The following is a 16,544-nucleotide window of genomic DNA, read 5'->3' on the forward strand; positions in this document are numbered from 1 at the left end:
CGTTGCATTTTACCACTTTACAGAATTTTGTTAGAGAAGGGGAACTGCTCGGTAAGGACACCTGCTGCGTAATAATCTCCCCATTTTGTAGAATATAGACAATCCTGATCTGAAATTAGAACGCATACATCTGTTCATGAATACCCCTGCTCTATATACGTAAGGGGCTGTCAATCAGGCTAAGTCTGTTAGTTCGGTATAAATACTATCGTACGGCAGGATAGGTTACGCTATTTTAATGGATGGGCGCTGCCGCGAGTTGGGCAATTTTGCTTAGTTTTGACAAGTATAATGCCGATTGCTATGCATTATACGTTACATGTATTATGCTAGCCGACTATTGATGGCGGGTTTAAATCTGTTACAACTAGTATGCATGCATTTTACCTCTTTTTAGCACTACCGTAACAAACTACTTTACCGAATCTATGCACCGTAAGCCTACCAGTATGACTATTCTGATTGCTGACGATGACCATGATGATCGCTTGTTTATGGAGCAGGCGCTGCGTCAGAATGGATTTTCTCAAACAATACAGTTTGTTGAAGACGGTGAGGAGTTGATGGAGTATCTGCGCCACGAAGGTCGATTCCTCGATCAGAACGTTCCCTGGCCCAATCTGCTCATACTTGATCTGAATATGCCCCGTAAAAACGGATTTCAGGCCTTGGAAGAGATCAAAGACGATCCTAAATTACGTCGTCTGCCGGTAATAGTAATGACTACCTCATCGGCCGACGAGGATGTGGTGAAAACGTATAATCTGGGCGTTAATTCGTTTGTTACAAAGCCCTTCAACTTCAGCCGTCTGGTCGAGATGGTTGGGGCGCTGAAGACGTACTGGATGGACACGGTCAAGCTACCTTAACAGAGCGGTGCTGTCCAGGATGTCAGCCCTTTCGATTGTATATACTGTATTAAATTAATACTAACTGGTTCCTGTTAACTGCTCACTGTTATGATGCCGGTTGTTGCTCCCCTCGACGTTACCGAAAAGAAACATGTAATTCGGGTTCTTCTGGTTGAAGATGATGAAGATGATTACATGCTGACCCGGGCCCTGGTTTCGGCCCGGGAAAATGCTAACATCAAACTCGACTGGGTAGAGAGCTATGACCGGGCGCTGCTAGCTATTGAAGCGAATGAGCATGATGTGTATCTGGTCGATTACCGACTGGGTCATCATACCGGTATTGATCTTATTCAGGAAGCCTTTCGCGCCGGTTGCCGCGCTCCCATGATTCTGCTCACGGGGCAGGATGACCTTACAGTCGATCAGTCAGCTCTTGAACTGGGAGCTGCCGATTATCTGGTAAAAGGACGCATCGATGCTCAGCTGCTGGGCCGTAGTATTCGATACGCCCTTCGGCAGGCCAGTGTCCTGGCCGAAGTAGCCCAGAAAGAAAATAAATACCGCTCGCTATTCGAGCGGTCTATCGATGCCATCTTCGTGGCAAATAATGAGTTGCGCTTCCGGGATGCGAACCCATCAGTAGAACGACTGCTGGGGTACAGCCGTGATGAACTGCGGCTGCTCAATCCCGCGCGGCTCTTTGCCGACCTGAACCACTTGCGCGAGCTGCGGTTCAACGTTCGGGAACATGGGCAGATCAAAGATTATGAAACAACACTTATTAACCGAAACGGCCGTAAGCGCATCTGCCTGATTTCGGTCTGGGCGGTAGAGGATGTGGTTGGTAAACCTGAGTGGTACCAGGGTATTGTACGCGATATCACCGAACAGAAGCGGGCGCAGCAGGATCTTATCCTGGCCGAAAAGCTCACCATGACGGGTAAGATCGCCCGGAGCATTGCCCACGAAGTTCGCAACCCGCTGACCAACCTGAGTCTGGCTCTGGAGCAGCTCAAGGATGAATTGGATACTGACAATGAGTACGTGACCATGTTCACCGATATCATTGGGCGTAACGTTGATCGAATTGGCCAGTTGATTACGGAGATGCTCAACTCCTCCAAACCCCGTGAGCTGGACCGTAAAAAACAGGATTTCAACGCCGTTGTCAAAGCGACACTGCAGCTCATAGCCGACCGGATCAAGCTGAAACGGATGCGCCTGGAGGTTTCGCTCGCCCCCGATGATTGCACCGCCTTGCTCGACCGGGATCAGGTGAAAACGGCGCTGCTCAACATACTGGTTAATGCCGTAGAGGCCATGGAGGAAGGCAAAGGTATTCTGTCCATTAAAACGAGTTGTATTGAAGACAACTGGGTTTGTGTGGAAGTGGCCGATAATGGGGGGGGCATTAGCGATGCCGACCGGCAGCGGCTCTTCGATCCTTTCTTTACCGGAAAGTCGGGCGGTATGGGACTAGGCCTGACCGCTACGCAGAATATCATTAACAGTCACAAAGGCACCATTGAAGTAGACAGCCAGGTAGGGCAGGGAACTACCTTCCGACTGCTCTTCCCGAAATAAACCGTCGGCAAACCATCATCAAATAACTTCTGATCTTTACACAAGAGTCGCCCGCCAATTCCTCTGGGCGGAGTCGGCTTATGGCAGTGGCCTATCGCTAACGCTTAGACCCAACAGGATCTTTGTGTATCGAGCATACTCACCAGTGTTTGGGACGCTAAAGCAGTTGTCCGTTGGCTCTCAGTCTCCAGGCTAAACTGATAGGGGCTTAATGATTGCAGCTAACAGAAGCACAGAGGGATAATAAGTTGAAGATCGCTGTGATCGACGCTTGGAAAAACCCCAGTCAATTCAATTGGGTATCTGCCGTTAAGTGGTCTGTCTACAATAGTCCCAAGCAAATCCGTTAAAATATCACCTACTACTGACGCTCAACACCAGGCGGTATGGCCTAGCTTTGCTCTGTTATCAGGAGATCATAACTGCTTAATAAGATGGACTCTCCGTCGATTTTTCGTCAGCTCGATCTAGATTTTGACGCCAGTCGTACTGACGCTGTTTTAGCCCATATGCACGCTGATGTGCTATGGCCAAAAGCTTTTGAAGGGGGTTACGTAAGTGGACACGAGGCAATACGAACGTACTGGGCAGAGTAGTTGACAGAAATTTATCCCATTGTTGAACCAGTTAACTTGATCAAAAGACAAAACGGGGCACTGGAAGTGGCGGTGTGCCAGGTCGTAACAGGTTTGCAGGGTAAGCTGATATTCGATGGTATGGTAAAGCATATATACATTATACAGGACAGCTTGTTTCAAAGAATAGACATTGAGCTTATATAGTCTGACGGTAGAAAAAATTTATAGAGAGGTTACCTGCGTCAAAACAAACGTCTTAGTAAGTAAAATTTACCTTTACGTCTTTCATATCTCAGCTGGTAGTATAAATGCTTGATTTGTAAGGGCTTGGTTTCATTGGTCGTGTCGTGTGTGATATTTGAGTGGACTAATTCGCACGTCAATAATGATTGTGTTTACACAAGGAGTTGAACTTCAAAAACGGATCAACAATGACCCTTAATCTTAATCAATATGAGTATCACGGCTACTAACTCCAGAATAAGAGAAGTTATTAATCAGGTTGTACATGATCCTGAATATAAAAAAGTATCTAGTGTTCCGTTATTGTCCTTTCAGCAGATAAGTATTATTGTCTTAGCTTATCTGGTGCCTTTTTCGCTAATCTTGGTTCATATTTATTGGGGTATGCCATTACTTGTTGCATACCCTATCATGGCAATTTTTATATATACCGCTTTTACGCCGTTACACGATTGTACACATAGAGCGGTTTCCAATAACAATACGATTAATGACGTTTTAGGATCATTGTCAGGACAAGTATTGTTTCCGTTTGTAACGGCACCGGCCTTTCGCTATTTGCATTTGTCCCATCATAGATATGTAGGAGACAAAGACCTGGACCCTGACGAGCGTATGGTGAGTTTTCCAACTCATTATTATCCAATAGGCTATTTACTGTTATTTGTTCCAGAAGTGTATTGGGTTTACTGGATATACAACAACAGAAAAAGGATTCCTACAAAAACCAAGGCTCACCTTGCTTTTACGTTTGGATTAAATCCAATTTTTCATGCCTTCATGCTGTTGAGTCCAATAGGAACAGAATACTGTATGTATTTTTTTATTCCTTCCAGATTAGGAATTTGGATTACTGCATTCGGGTTTGCACACTCTCCACACCCAGAAGGGGTTAAGTGGAACGACTATCCCTTTCTGACTACGTTTAAATTAAAATCAAATCGACTAATACTAGATGGATTATTGGGGCAAGAGCATCATGCTATGCATCATTTTTTACCCCACGTACCATGGTACAAATATTTCAAGGTATGGGAATTAGCCAATGGAGTCTTTAAAAAACAATTTATACCAGAAAAAAATATTTTTAGCCGACCAGATAAACATTTCACAGAAACCTATAAATCGTACCTGATCCAGGAAGAAAAACAAACCTTTCTGGCCAGAGTTAGCCAAATAGAACAGGTAGCTACAAACGTTAAAAGCTTTACTTTCGAACCCATCGACTTGGCGAGTGTTCCTGCCTTCGAAGCAGGAGCACATATAGATTTACATTTAAAATCAGGAAAAGTAAGATCCTACTCGTTAGTAAACGCTCCTTTTGATAGGAATAAATATACGATTGCGGTTAAGAAAGAAGAAAATGGTAGAGGAGGTTCTCGTGAGATTCATGAGACTTTGCTGGAAGGGGATCAAATCACCCTATCTTTTCCCAAAAATAATTTTCTACTTTATGAAAATGCAGACCGTTATATTTTAATCTCTGGTGGAATAGGTATCACACCACTTATTTCGATGAGTCATCGGTTAACAGAATTAGAAAAACATTTTGAATTTTACGTTTGCGCCCGTTCAAAGGATCAGATTCCCTTTCAGCATGCTTTGGAAAACTGGTCTTTCGCGCCAAACATAGAATATTGTCTGAATGGCCGTTCAGGATTAGATCTCTCTAAGATACTAGCTAAGGTAGAACCCAGAACTTTGATTTATGTGTGCGGACCAACTGAGTTTAACCAATGGATCAGAGAAACCGCACAAGCCATGGGTTGGGATAAAAATCAAATAAAATCTGAAGCTTTTCATGCAGGAAGTCTACAGGTTCAAACCAGAAAATCCTTTGCGGTACATTTGTTGAAAAGCAAAAAGACCATTATGGTAGCAGAAGACCTTTCTATACTAGATAGCCTTCAGCTCAATAACATAAGTGTGCCATATTCTTGCCTGCAGGGCACCTGCGGCACTTGTATAACAGATGTTACAGCAGGCGACATTGAACACTTTGATGCCTGTCTGAGTGAAGATGAGAAAATGGATAATAAGAAAATTTGTCTTTGTGTTTCGCGTGCCAAAGGCGAGTCTTTAACCCTGGATTTGTAATTGATAGGCCCGTGAATTAGTACACAGAGAAGGTAATTCTTTCTCAACATAGTCAACTAGTACAACAAAACTAAACCACCTTGAAATTTACTACTATCCACAGTAGGCGAATCAATGATGCCCACATTGGGCTAGGCTTCAGGTTTGGCTTTTTTACGTCGGCGTTCGACCAGCCTCTATTAAGTTTCTGCCAGCTACCATCATTATGCCATCGCTTCAGCGCTCCGATTCCCGAAATAGCAATAGCAGAGTGGCCAAGGCGGTAAATTATTAGGCGTTTGTCGCCATTGTCCACCCGTTTTGGTGACGTAAAGCAAGGTATTGAATAGAGCACGCAAGGACTATGTACGTTTTCGCTTGCCGGCCAGGATTTCCTGGATAACTTGCCCCGCCGGGGAACCGCAGGCAGAATCAGTCAGGTCTGTGGGGTATATCTTTACAAGGCTACCGGAGCGTTCGGATCAACCCATAAAATAGGCTGATTCTCTGTTTTTAAGTTGTCATTATCCTATTTTTAAATAGGTTCTTAAACTGCTACAAGACAATTTATGGTATCATTATTTGCCACTAATCCAGCCAATCTAACACCGTTGATCGCCCGACTGGCTCTTGGAATCGTTGTTTTCCCGCATGGCGCTCAGAAACTGCTGGGCTGGTTTGGCGGGGATGGCTTCGCATCTAGCATGAATTTTTTAACTGAACTGGCGGGCCTACCCTGGATCGTAGGACTCCTTGTTATTTTGATCGAGTTTTTGGGCTCCCTACTGCTTATTCTTGGCCTGGCTACCCGCATCGCTGCGCTGGGAATTCTGGGCAACTTCGTCGGTATTGTCCTGACCTCGCACCTAACGACGGGCTTCTTTATGAACTGGGGAGCCGAGGCTAACAAGGAAGAAGGTGTCGAATATTTTATTCTGCTATTCGGCCTGACACTCATTGTATTGATTGCCGGAGGAGGCAAGGCAAGCTTAGATGCTCGTTTAACAAAAAATGCCTTATAAATCTCACTTAGCTGGTCTTGCTACGGGGTGGACTGGTATAAACTTAAGCTTAGGAATGCGTCAGTTGATTCTCTACGGGCTACTATTGGCTGTGGTACTATAATGGTCCCCAAAAATTGGACAGGTAGTGTAACTTAAATCTTCAAGCGTTTCGCTACACAATGTCTAATTATGACCAAGTCACCCTATCGTGTTCACACGACTCAGCTTTCAAGGTAAAGGTGGTACTGGAAGCCCTAAAAGGCACCAAATCACTGGCCCAACTCGCCATCTAATTGACGATTTCTCTCCCAGCAAATCACTGGCTTGAAGATACAAGCCCTCGACGGTTTGCCCACCTTATTCGATACAGGCCCTTAATCCTGCCGAATGGACTCTAATAACGGCTGTCCATCCGCACAGGGCGGGGGGAAAAATGCCATCCTAGGTAGCCTCTTAACCTGGCTATGGTCAGCTCGCCAAATTATGGCACCTCGTTTTCGCCAATGCTCTTGCTAACGGAGGAGCGATAACTGATTCTGCGCCGTTGAGACTGGTCTGGAATCACACGTACGACGCGTCTGCAGTAATAACAGTGCACCCCCTGGACATGTGGGGTTGTCTGATGATAAACATTGGGTAATTTAATACACACTGACCCGGCAGAATATACACAGTCATTGAAGAACTGATATTGCCTGGCGCAAAAAAAGAGCCGATGCGTATTTTTCAAGCTGCTGATTTTTAATGGCTTATGCTTGTCTATTTAGCCTGAAGACCGGCTAGTTCATGTCGTGGCATGATATAGGTACTCTGTTTTGCGAAAAGGTAACTACCATGATGTGGACCGCTACTCACTTCCCAGCCGCAATGCGTTCGCTTAACCCCGGTACCCGGGCCAAAGCTATTGAGATTGCCAACCAGCTTCTGGAACAGGGACAGCTGGATAAGCAGCAGGTTATTCTGACCAGTGTGAGCGAGGCCCGTCGGCTGGCCCGCCGGTTGCACAGTGATAATGATTCGCTGGTGCAGAGCACACATTCATTTGTTTAATGACCCCAACCTCAATATAGTCATCGCGTTATGATCTGGAAGAAGAACATCTACGACACCCTTACTGGCTGTGCCACACTCTGTGATTCGTTTGCAACCGAATGCTCAAGGCATGAAGACATTGAAAACTGGTACCGGAGCATTTTCCTGAATCTCGATTGCGCCGATATGTGCCGTCAGCTGGCCATGCTATACGTCCGCGGTTCGGAAAACACCCGTCTGCTGGCCAGCGCCTGTATTGAGGTTTGTGAAAAATGCGCCCAGGAAGTACTCCAGTTTGAAAACGATCGCTGCCAGCAGGTATACGCTATGTGTCAGCAAACGATTCACTGCTGCGTGAGCATTCTGGAAATGAGCGGTCAGACCAATGCCGTACATCCGGCTACAACCCCTATGTCGCTTTTTTACGGAATTGACCTACGCGAAACATTATACAACTAATTCGAGTCATATAGGGTAGGTAGCAGACGACTTGCCCGTCAACACCGGGCTTTGATGCTACCTGATATGACAACCAATTCGCGTTATGGAAACGAAACCACAGAAAAACGACCAGCTGGAGAAAGTACGTAAGATGGTTGGCGACATTCGGATTGCCATGATGACAACCGTCGATGAAGAAGGTCATCTGCAAAGTCGGCCAATGGCTGTTTTACAGATGGATGAAGACGGTACACTCTGGTTCTTTACCCAAAAAACGTCTCCCAAAGTAGATCAGATCGAGCAGCACGATCGGCAGGTCAACATAGCCTTCGCCAATGTTAGCGATGCTGATTACGTATCTATCTCGGGTACGGCCGAAGAATTTCACGATCAGGCCAAGATTGACGAGCTCTGGAATCCGCAGGCAAAAGCCTGGTTTCCCAACGGAAAAGACGATCCGAATTTGACGCTGCTCAAGGTGCATACCCGTATGGCTGAGTATTGGGATTCTAACGACAGCACCATGGTTCGGCTGTTTCAGCAAGCCACGGCTGCGCTGACGGGAACAACACCCAAAATGGGCGAAAACGAAAAAGTATACAATTAACAGTAATAAAGCGAGCCGAACGGCTGGCCGAAGCAACTGCTTCAGTCGGTCGTTCGGCTCGCTTTGTGTTACTACTCAGAAGATGATCGTTACCCAAACCGACGAAGGTTGGCGAATTATTAACCAGCAGGCGCACGGGCTGCTGGCTTTGCAGGCGGCTATGCACTGGCAGGACGCGAAACGCCCCATCTATTGGGTAGAGACCCTCATAGCTTTGACTGAGCACGACGACGGGCAGGACCCCTGGCAGGGCCGTAACCACCTGACCACGGCTGGTGCCCCACTCCATTTCCAGATTCTCCAGTACTCGGTAGATCAGTGTCGGAGTATGATCCAGATTGGCCTGCAGAAGAGCCGCTGGAACGCCCTAATGCTGTCAATGCATACGTCTTTTCTGTACGAACCCAAACGGGGGACGGATGCCGCTCTGGACGAGTTCCTGGATCAGCAGGTCGATAACCAGAAAAAGTGGCGCAGGCAGTGCGGAGCCAGTAAAGCCGAAGCCCAGTATGCCTACGATTTTGTGCAGTGGTGCGATGCGCTCTCGCTGGTGCTTTGTCTGGATCAGGTGCCTCCCGAAGGCCGACGTTTAGAGGTAAGCGTGGGGCCCGATGGCGTGTCTTATTACATCTTACAGCGTCCCGATGAATCGCTTTGCCTCGATCCCTGGCCCTTCGATCAGCCAGAATTAACCATACACGTCGAAACCTTCCCGCTGAAGCAACTGGTATTTAGCTCGGACGAAGAGCTGTACAATGCTATTCAGGATGCGCCCGTTGCGGTGAAAGTCTGGACGTTCAGGCAGTGATCGACCAATGCTGAGCGAGTCTGTCGTTTAAAGGGGGCGTAAATCTGATATTTACCGGCCGATCCCTTAACTTGGGAACGCTATTCCTAAGTTACACCTTTACGTTCGTTTAATCATGCAAACGGTCACGATAAACCGCCGTCGCTTCCTGCAGGGTACGTCAGCGTCGCTCGCTCTTACTACGCTGGGTGCCAATAGTCTGGCTTTTTCGACCCCTCCCAAAACGTACCGCGTAGGCCTGATCGGCACGGGCTGGTACGGTAAAAGCGATTTGTTCCGGCTGATTCAGGTTGCCCCGGTCGAGGTGGTATCTCTGTGCGACGTTGATAAAAATCAGCTTTCTCAGGCCGCAAAACTAGTTAGCCAGCGTCAGAAATCGGGGCAGACACCCCGGCAGTACGAAGATTATCGGAAGATGCTGGCCGAAAACAAACTCGACATTGTTCTGATCGGATCGCCTGACCACTGGCACGCGCTTCAGGCTATCGAAGCTATGAAGTCAGGGGCACACGTTTACGTGCAGAAACCCATCAGCGTCGACGTGCTGGAAGGGGAGGCAATGGTAGCCGCTGCGCGGAAATACAACCGGGTCGTACAGGTAGGTACCCAGCGCCGGAGTACTCCCCACCTGATCGATGCTAAGAAAAATATTGTCGATGCAGGGTTGCTGGGAAAGATATCGCATGTTGACATGTGCTGTTATTACCACATGAAAGCTAACGGAAACCCGGCGGTAGTGCCTGTGCCGGATTTTCTCAATTATGAGCTGTGGACGGGCCCGGCCCCCCTTCGTCCGTACGATGGTCTGCCGCATATTCGCTGGTGGCGCACATTTATGGAATACGGCAATGGCATTATGGGCGATATGTGCGTACATATGTTCGACGCGGTTCGCTGGATGCTGGGTCTGGGCTGGCCCAATAAAATCAGCTCGACCGGTGGCATATATGTGCAGACCGAAGGCAAATCGAACATTGCCGATACGCAAACAGCCGTGTTTGAGTACGACAATCTGAATTGTGTGTGGCAGCACCGGTCGTGGGGAACGCCCGCCAATCCCGATTACCCATGGGCGTTTACGCTCTATGGAGAAAAAGGCACGCTTATGGCCAGCACGATGAGCTACGACTTTGTGCCGCAGGGAAAAGAAGGGCCGGCCAAAATTCATAAAGACGTCGTGTTCGAGAAAGAAAAGTATCCGGAAGACCTTACCGAAGAACGTATCGAACTGAACGCGGCCCCGGCTACCCGGCAACACATGATTAATTTCCTGGAAGCGATCGAGACGAACGGCCGCCCCGTAGCCAACATCGACGAAGCCCATATATCGACCGCCAGTTGTATACTGGCCAATATCTCTATGAAGATCGGCCGACCGGTGGTATACGATCCTAAAAAGCACGTTGTCGTGGGCGACAAGGAGGCTACCGCCTTGCTGAAACGACCCTACCGACAGCCCTGGAAACACCCGTACCAAAGCTAGTCACAACACGTTCGAGCCAATGGTCAGGGCTTTTAGAACGGCCGGGTCACGTCAGCCAAAACACCGTTTATAAAATATTCAGCCCATTTTTTGACGGTTCGGCTCGAAAGGCGTCCAAACAGACAGGTTCTTCCATTAGGCCTGTCTGTTTAGATGACTTCCTCTGCCCCTAAAAAAACACTTGTTGGTACGTTACGATCCCTACTGGCTAAGCTGGTTCCTGTTCTCCTGCGCTGGCTGGGCTTCAGGCTACTGTCCCGCTCCGAAACCTACTCGTTTCTGGCGAAATACGTGGTGTCCGAGCAGGCGGGTAATCAGCTGAAGCTACGGAACGTACACGACGCCTTGGAGCTCGATAAACTCATTTTCGCCGAAACCGTAGCGATCAGCGAGACCAGCTTCGTCTGGGATTACCATTGCCCAACCAGTAAAGCCGTTGTATTACCTCTTGGCAGTGTCAGAACCCAGGGGCGGGTACTCTGTACGGATTTCGATGACCTGCGGGGTGTGGTCAAGGCGGCCCTGTTTCCAGCCAGGCGAAAAACCGTCCGGGCCAGAGTGCTGATTGCACCCTGGAGCCACCAGCTCGACGGCGTTCGTTACGGAGGTTATTACGATTTCATGATGCTGGTAGGGGCAAAGCTCTGCCGGATCAGAGAAACCATACCGGCTCAGGTACTGGCCAATGCGGTGGTGGCTTACCCGCTGTTCAACACACCGTACGAACGGGAGCTGTTGACCATGCTCGGGTTTCGACCGGATCAGATTATCGACAGCCGCCATACCGAAGTGATCGCTGACCGCTGTATTCTGGCAAACAACGGCGACTGGTCGTACCCCAACTCTGCCTCGATTCAGGCGTTGAAGAATCGCGTCGAAAAAGCGGTGCCGGTTCGCGGGCAGCAATCGGAACGAATCTACATCCGCCGGGCGGGTCGCCGTCGGGTCAGCAACGAAGCGGAGCTGATGACGTTGTTGAACGACTACCAGTTCACCGTCATCAACGACGAACCCCGAACCGTAGCCGAACAGGTTGCTATCTATTCCAACGCGTCGTTCATTCTGGGCCCACACGGGGCTTCGTTTACAAACCTGATCTGGTGTAAGCCCGGAACCGCTCTCTTTGAACTGTTTTCGCCAAAGTACGTGGTCGATTATTTCCTCTACCTGTCTACCTGGGCAGGGCTGCGGTACACGGCTACCTATTCCGGTGCGCTGGACGATGATCGCGATCTTGAAGCTGACGTTCATGTATCCATCCCGGCCTTACGAGCCGCCTTTGATCAGCTGTTCGAGCCAGCCTATTAAAATAAAAGCGGACCAGACGGTCCGCTTTTATTTCAGGAAAATGAGTAAGCTTGATTATTTTAACCGCAGCAGGATAGACGAGCGCGCTGGTACGACAAACTCCTTCCCGCCTTTGGTTGGCGTGGCATCGGGTCTGACCTGACCGGCGTTCGTATCAACCAACACTTCCCAGGTGGCGGTTTTCCGCTCAAGCTTGGGCAGCAGGAACGGGATGTCTTCCCAGTAAGCGTTCAGAATCCAGATCAGTTGTTCGTCGCCGATGTCCTGACCGTCTTCGGTCTGTTCGTCAACACGTTTACCGTCGATAAACAGGGCCAGACAGTGGGTACCCGGATTGTTCAGATCGTCGCTGGTCATTTCCTGCCCATCAGGACGCAGGTAGGAGACCTGCTCGCTACCAAAGAACTTACGGCGACTCAGCAGCGGAATATCCCGGCGCAGGTTTGTCAGCGCACTTGAGAAGTCGAACAGCGCCTGCTGCCGATCGTCCCAGTGCCAGTTCATCCAGCTTATTTCGCTATCCTGGTTATAGCCATTGTTATTCCCGTGCTGCGTGCGCCCACATTCGTCGCCCATCACGATCATGGGAGTCCCCTGGCTCAGAAGAAGGGTAGACAGGAAGTTGCGCTTCTGCCGCTCGCGTAGCTCAACAATGGCCGGATCGTCGGTTGGCCCTTCGGCCCCGCAGTTCCAGCTCAGGTTATCGTTCGAGCCGTCGCGGTTGTCTTCGCCATTGGCTTCGTTATGCTTATCGTTGTAGCTGACGAGGTCGTTCAGAGTGAATCCGTCGTGGGCCGTAATCAGGTTAACACTGTTGGCCGGCGACCGGCCGTCGTTGGCATAGAGGTCGGGGCTACCCAGCAACCGCAGGGCCGTTTCGGCCGCTTTGCCATCGTCACCCTTCCAGAAACCACGCAGCGCATCTCGGTATTTACCATTCCATTCTGACCAGCGCACCGGGAAGCCCCCCACATGATATGAGCCAATATCCCAGGGTTCGGCAATCAGCTTTACCTGAGTCAGAATAGGGTCCTGCGCCACGGTGTCGAGGAACGACGAAACCCGACCTACTTCTTCGTCTGTCCGAATCAGCGCCGATGCCAGGTCGAAGCGGAAACCGTCGACGTGCATTTCTGTTACCCAGTAACGCAGGCTATCCATGACCAGCTGCAGGGCGCGTGGGTGGCTTAGGTTGAACGTGTTGCCGGTGCCGGTATAATCCATGTAATAATCCGGTCTGTCACCAACCTGGTGATAGTAGGCCCGGTTATCGATGCCCTGGAAAGACAGCGTTGGTCCCAGCTGATTACCTTCGGCGGTATGGTTGTAAACAACGTCCAGAATGACCTCAATACCGGCGGCATGCAGGTCTTTGACCATCTGTTTGAATTCGTTGACCTGCTCGCCATTCATGCCGGCCGAAGAGTAGGTGTTCTGGGGCGCAAAAAAGCCGATGCTGTTATAGCCCCAGTAGCTCTCGTCGGTGAACTGATGAACGGGTAACAGTTCAACCGCCGTAACCCCCAGCCGTTTCAGATAGTCGATGCTCTCGGGGGTAGCCAGACCGGCGTACGTACCGCGGAGGGTTTCGTTGATGGTAGGATGCTGGTAGGTGAATCCTTTCACGTGCATCTCGTAAATAACCGACCGATGCATTGGTATGGCCGGTGCGGTATCCTCACCCCAGTCGAAATCTTTATCGTCGACAACCACCGACTTGGGCATGCTCGGGCCGCTGTCTGTACTGCTCATGACCAGATGCTTGCCTTCTTCGCCTTCGGTTTCTTCGTAATCGTAGCCAAGCCAGTCGTTGTTGTGATTCACGGGGGCGTTGATAGCCCGCGCGTACGGATCGAGCAGCAGTTTGTTGGGGTTGAAAAAATGACCAGCCTGCGGATCGTAAGGGCCGTCGACGCGGAAGCCGTAGAGCTGACCGGGCTGCAGGCCGTCGATGTGAATATGCCAGACCAGCTCGGTGCGCTCAGTGAGCGGAATCATGGCGGTTTCCTGGGTGGGGTCAGCCACGTCGTATAAACACAGGTAAACGCCAGTGGCATTCTCGGAGAAAAGGGCGAAGTTGATGCCTTCGCCGTCAAACGTGGCTCCCAGCGGGTACGGTTTGCCGGGTTTGATTTGATCGGCTGCCGGAGCCGAAACGGTAGATTTATGCTTGCTCATAACGTGTGTAAAGCAGGAATGGTGATGGCACTGTATAAAACAGGCTCATCAAATAACTGCCTGATTGAAGCGATTGTTTAAGGCTAACCCAGGCCTTTTTACCAGCAATTTGATAAATATTGTTAATCAATTGAATTAGTAGACTATATACAAAAAAGCCTGCCCTCAACGAGGGCAGGCTTTCCGATCCCACCATTCACTACACTACCAAGGCCAATCGAGCCATTGATGCATGGGCCGATTCGATGCTTTGCTTTTGACGCAGTAACAGTTCGCGGGTGCTGGCTACCAGATCCGTTTCCTGTAATACGGCGTTATAATTTTCCAGTGCTTCCTGATCGCCACGCTGGCATTCCTGCACAGTCGCTTTATCGTCGTTGCTGGCAAATGTTGATTTGATATTGATCCAGGCCCGGTGCAGATCAGCAGCCAGGCTAGTTGTGTTGTCCGGATCGCCACCCAGGGTACGGATTTCGCGGTCCAGCTCCAGGGCAAATTCGCCCCGCTGCCGCGACTGCGCCAGGAACAGGCTTTTCAGCTCCGTATCTTTTACGCTGTCGGCAGCTTCCTGATAGCCTTTTTCTCCGTCGCGCGTGTCTGTTAGAAGTCGATTCAGTTGGTCGAGGACTTCGCCCCGTGTTTCTTTAACATTCATAACGTTTGTGTTGTGTTGGTTGTGTTGAAATGAAAAGAATTCGTAACGTTCGTTGTGTTGAGTAAATCAGAAAGCAATGGGTTCCGTTTTGAGCCGGGTGGTGCCCGCTGAATAAACCGTATGCACCACCCGGCAGCAAACCGAAATTTATTTTTTTCCAGGATCGTGGCCCCAGTTTTTCAGGGAATACTCCCAGTTGGAACCAGCCACCTGTTTGGGACGCTGTGCACTATGACGCCGGACATAGCTGACCACTTTGCGCATGTGTGCGTAATCATCTTCGGAGAGATCGGCCGACTTTTTACCGAGAATGTCGATGATTTTTTCGCCCGACTGGTGGCCAATCGATTCATCATCGCCCTCTTTCGTTTGTCCGACCGACTTCGACTCTTCTGTTTTGAGCCATTTTTCGATTTGTGAAGCCGACATGTTAACAACCTCATCGAACTCACTTTTGATCGCCTTTTTCTCGTCAGCGTCGAGCGTTGCAGTTGCCATAACCTAGCTCTTTTTGGTGACCTCACTGGCCGATTTTACAATTTTCTTGCTACCCTGCCTGATTACCAGTGCGGGCTCCTCGGCAGAACCTTTCCGTTTAGTGGTGGTTCCCTGCGTTTTGCGTTCGATATCTTCCTTATGAACCTCGGCAACTTTTCCTTCGGCTGTGCCTTTACCGTATTTCCACGTGACCTCGTCGCCTTTTTTTACCGTTGCCATAACTCCATTCGGATTGATCGTTTCGCGTTATATTACAGTCTATTAGTTTTCCAGTTTACCAGCCTTGGCATCGCGTTGCATCTGCTTGTTGGCAAACACGGCTATGTCAACCCGGCGGTTTTGCCGACGTCCAGATTCGGTCGTGTTATCGGCCACGGGCTGTGCTTCGCCGTATCCCAGTTCTTCCAGACGTGACGTTTTTACGCCCTGCGTGGCGAGGTAATCACCGACTGCCTTAGCCCGGCGGTCAGACAACTTCTTATTATAAGCGTCCGAACCGGTTGCGTCGGCATGGCCTTCAATCCGGATGTCCGTGTCTTCGTATTTGTTAAGCGTCTGAGCAAATTCCGTAAGCTGCTGTTTGGTAGCAGCCTTCAGCTGGTAAGAATCGACATCGAACAGAATGTCCGAGCCAAAGGTAATTTTGATTCCTTCGCCCACCCGCTCAATCTGGGCATTCGGTAATTCTCGTTTCAGCTCTTCAGCCTGTTTATCCATCCGACGACCAATTACCGCACCAGCGGCTCCACCTACGGTTGCGCCGATGATGGCACCAATGGCCGTGTTGCCTTTCGCATATTTCTTACCAATGATACCGCCCACCAATGCACCACCGCCTGCACCAACTGCAGCGCCTTTCTGGGTTTTATTCAGGTTCCCCTGTGATTTGCAACTCGTAAGCGTACTGGTGGATAAAAGACCAACCGCAGCGAATACGACCAGCGACTTTGTTCCGATTGTTATGAATTGACGTTTCATTGTAGTGAATACTTGTTGGTACTGACTCTACAGGTCCAAAAGGTGTACCAAGATACTCTATAGGCTGTGACGATCAGGGGATTATGGAGATTAACTAGCTGCAGAACAAGTATTTAACTCATATTGGGATTTTATTTCCAATCGAATGAGTTATACTAATACCAAGTAATATAGTAGAGTAAACGGGAAGTCAGATGCCTATTCTTGTGGAGTCTGT

At 49.4% G+C, this 16,544-nt stretch carries 16 protein-coding genes; 10 read left to right on the forward strand and 6 right to left on the reverse strand.

The genetic code is table 11. The annotated features are described in order from the left end of the window. Window positions 1-449 precede the first annotated feature (449 nt). The 3 genes from FBR45_RS20290 to FBR45_RS20300 all read left to right on the forward strand — a co-directional run bounded on the left by FBR45_RS20290 (window position 450) and on the right by FBR45_RS20300 (window position 5,356). Window positions 450-869: a response regulator gene (locus FBR45_RS20290; RefSeq protein ID WP_138505707.1), complete on the forward strand. Its 420-nt coding sequence runs from the start codon at window positions 450-452 to the stop codon at window positions 867-869. Between the two features lie 90 nt (window positions 870-959). Further along, window positions 960-2,438, forward strand: a complete 1,479-nt coding sequence (locus tag FBR45_RS20295; protein WP_138505709.1) for a hybrid sensor histidine kinase/response regulator — start codon at window positions 960-962, stop codon at window positions 2,436-2,438. Between the two features lie 1,031 nt (window positions 2,439-3,469). Further along, window positions 3,470-5,356, forward strand: a complete 1,887-nt coding sequence (locus FBR45_RS20300) for a fatty acid desaturase (protein ID WP_138505711.1) — start codon at window positions 3,470-3,472, stop codon at window positions 5,354-5,356. A gap of 203 nt (window positions 5,357-5,559) precedes the next feature. On the opposite strand, the gene FBR45_RS26900 is transcribed toward FBR45_RS20300, so the two are convergent. Then, the gene (locus tag FBR45_RS26900) at window positions 5,560-5,694 is read right to left on the reverse strand and encodes a transposase (protein ID WP_138505713.1); all 135 of its coding nucleotides are present in this window, start codon (window positions 5,692-5,694) and stop codon (window positions 5,560-5,562) included. A 210-nt stretch (window positions 5,695-5,904) separates the two neighbouring features. Here FBR45_RS26900 and FBR45_RS20310 point away from each other — a divergent pair, with 210 nt between their 5' ends. The 7 genes from FBR45_RS20310 to FBR45_RS20340 all read left to right on the forward strand — a co-directional run bounded on the left by FBR45_RS20310 (window position 5,905) and on the right by FBR45_RS20340 (window position 12,018). Continuing rightward, window positions 5,905-6,357, forward strand: a complete 453-nt coding sequence (locus tag FBR45_RS20310; RefSeq protein WP_138505715.1) for a DoxX family protein — start codon at window positions 5,905-5,907, stop codon at window positions 6,355-6,357. An 849-nt stretch (window positions 6,358-7,206) separates the two neighbouring features. Beyond that, the gene (locus FBR45_RS20315; protein ID WP_246082320.1) at window positions 7,207-7,389 is read left to right on the forward strand and encodes a DUF2188 domain-containing protein; all 183 of its coding nucleotides are present in this window, start codon (window positions 7,207-7,209) and stop codon (window positions 7,387-7,389) included. Between the two features lie 30 nt (window positions 7,390-7,419). After that, a complete protein-coding gene (locus tag FBR45_RS20320) occupies window positions 7,420-7,830 on the forward strand; it encodes a four-helix bundle copper-binding protein (protein WP_138505716.1) in 411 nt (136 codons plus the stop codon). An 85-nt stretch (window positions 7,831-7,915) separates the two neighbouring features. After that, window positions 7,916-8,419, forward strand: a complete 504-nt coding sequence (locus FBR45_RS20325) for a pyridoxamine 5'-phosphate oxidase family protein (RefSeq protein WP_138505718.1) — start codon at window positions 7,916-7,918, stop codon at window positions 8,417-8,419. 82 nt (window positions 8,420-8,501) lie between these two features. Next, window positions 8,502-9,227: a DUF3891 family protein gene (locus FBR45_RS20330; protein ID WP_138505721.1), complete on the forward strand. Its 726-nt coding sequence runs from the start codon at window positions 8,502-8,504 to the stop codon at window positions 9,225-9,227. Between the two features lie 115 nt (window positions 9,228-9,342). Beyond that, entirely contained in the window at window positions 9,343-10,710 is a 1,368-nt protein-coding gene (locus FBR45_RS20335; RefSeq protein WP_138505723.1) for a Gfo/Idh/MocA family protein, read from the forward strand. Between the two features lie 153 nt (window positions 10,711-10,863). After that, window positions 10,864-12,018 (forward strand): glycosyltransferase family 61 protein, encoded by a 1,155-nt coding sequence (locus tag FBR45_RS20340; protein WP_138505725.1) that lies wholly within the window; start codon window positions 10,864-10,866, stop codon window positions 12,016-12,018. Window positions 12,019-12,072: 54 nt separating this feature from the next. On the opposite strand, the gene glgX is transcribed toward FBR45_RS20340, so the two are convergent. The 5 genes from glgX to FBR45_RS20365 all read right to left on the reverse strand — a co-directional run bounded on the left by glgX (window position 12,073) and on the right by FBR45_RS20365 (window position 16,327). Then, the gene (glgX, locus tag FBR45_RS20345; RefSeq protein ID WP_138505727.1) at window positions 12,073-14,196 is read right to left on the reverse strand and encodes a glycogen debranching protein GlgX; all 2,124 of its coding nucleotides are present in this window, start codon (window positions 14,194-14,196) and stop codon (window positions 12,073-12,075) included. A gap of 199 nt (window positions 14,197-14,395) precedes the next feature. Continuing rightward, on the reverse strand, window positions 14,396-14,851 hold the full coding sequence (locus tag FBR45_RS20350; protein ID WP_077922718.1) for a ferritin-like domain-containing protein: 456 nt from the start codon (window positions 14,849-14,851) through the stop codon (window positions 14,396-14,398). 147 nt (window positions 14,852-14,998) lie between these two features. After that, entirely contained in the window at window positions 14,999-15,349 is a 351-nt protein-coding gene (locus tag FBR45_RS20355) for a DUF3140 domain-containing protein (RefSeq protein WP_138505729.1), read from the reverse strand. A 3-nt stretch (window positions 15,350-15,352) separates the two neighbouring features. Then, window positions 15,353-15,568 carry a hypervirulence associated TUDOR domain-containing protein gene (locus FBR45_RS20360; RefSeq protein WP_138505731.1) on the reverse strand — a complete coding sequence of 72 codons (216 nt, stop codon included), beginning with the start codon at window positions 15,566-15,568 and terminating at the stop codon, window positions 15,353-15,355. A 42-nt stretch (window positions 15,569-15,610) separates the two neighbouring features. Continuing rightward, entirely contained in the window at window positions 15,611-16,327 is a 717-nt protein-coding gene (locus FBR45_RS20365; protein ID WP_138505733.1) for an OmpA family protein, read from the reverse strand. Between the last annotated feature and the right edge of the window lie 217 nt (window positions 16,328-16,544).

Origin of the sequence: Spirosoma lacussanchae (assembly GCF_005870035.1) — a bacterium.
GTDB classification, from domain to species: Bacteria; Bacteroidota; Bacteroidia; order Cytophagales; family Spirosomataceae; genus Spirosoma; species Spirosoma lacussanchae.

Excerpts from the sequence above, each read along its gene's own strand:
- FBR45_RS20365 (WP_138505733.1), bottom strand. The coding sequence starts at position 16,327 with ATGAAACGTCAATTCATAACAATCGGAACAAAGTCGCTGGTCGTATTC.
- FBR45_RS20315 (WP_246082320.1), top strand. The coding sequence starts at position 7,207 with ATGCGTTCGCTTAACCCCGGTACCCGGGCCAAAGCTATTGAGATTGCC.
- FBR45_RS20355 (WP_138505729.1), bottom strand. The coding sequence starts at position 15,349 with ATGGCAACTGCAACGCTCGACGCTGACGAGAAAAAGGCGATCAAAAGT.
- FBR45_RS20300 (WP_138505711.1), top strand. The coding sequence starts at position 3,470 with ATGAGTATCACGGCTACTAACTCCAGAATAAGAGAAGTTATTAATCAG.
- FBR45_RS20350 (WP_077922718.1), bottom strand. The coding sequence starts at position 14,851 with ATGAATGTTAAAGAAACACGGGGCGAAGTCCTCGACCAACTGAATCGA.
- FBR45_RS20360 (WP_138505731.1), bottom strand. The coding sequence starts at position 15,568 with ATGGCAACGGTAAAAAAAGGCGACGAGGTCACGTGGAAATACGGTAAA.
- FBR45_RS20330 (WP_138505721.1), top strand. The coding sequence starts at position 8,502 with ATGATCGTTACCCAAACCGACGAAGGTTGGCGAATTATTAACCAGCAG.
- FBR45_RS20295 (WP_138505709.1), top strand. The coding sequence starts at position 960 with ATGATGCCGGTTGTTGCTCCCCTCGACGTTACCGAAAAGAAACATGTA.
- FBR45_RS20310 (WP_138505715.1), top strand. The coding sequence starts at position 5,905 with ATGGTATCATTATTTGCCACTAATCCAGCCAATCTAACACCGTTGATC.
- FBR45_RS20340 (WP_138505725.1), top strand. The coding sequence starts at position 10,864 with ATGACTTCCTCTGCCCCTAAAAAAACACTTGTTGGTACGTTACGATCC.
- FBR45_RS20290 (WP_138505707.1), top strand. The coding sequence starts at position 450 with ATGACTATTCTGATTGCTGACGATGACCATGATGATCGCTTGTTTATG.
- FBR45_RS20320 (WP_138505716.1), top strand. The coding sequence starts at position 7,420 with ATGATCTGGAAGAAGAACATCTACGACACCCTTACTGGCTGTGCCACA.
- glgX (WP_138505727.1), bottom strand. The coding sequence starts at position 14,196 with ATGAGCAAGCATAAATCTACCGTTTCGGCTCCGGCAGCCGATCAAATC.
- FBR45_RS20325 (WP_138505718.1), top strand. The coding sequence starts at position 7,916 with ATGGAAACGAAACCACAGAAAAACGACCAGCTGGAGAAAGTACGTAAG.
- FBR45_RS20335 (WP_138505723.1), top strand. The coding sequence starts at position 9,343 with ATGCAAACGGTCACGATAAACCGCCGTCGCTTCCTGCAGGGTACGTCA.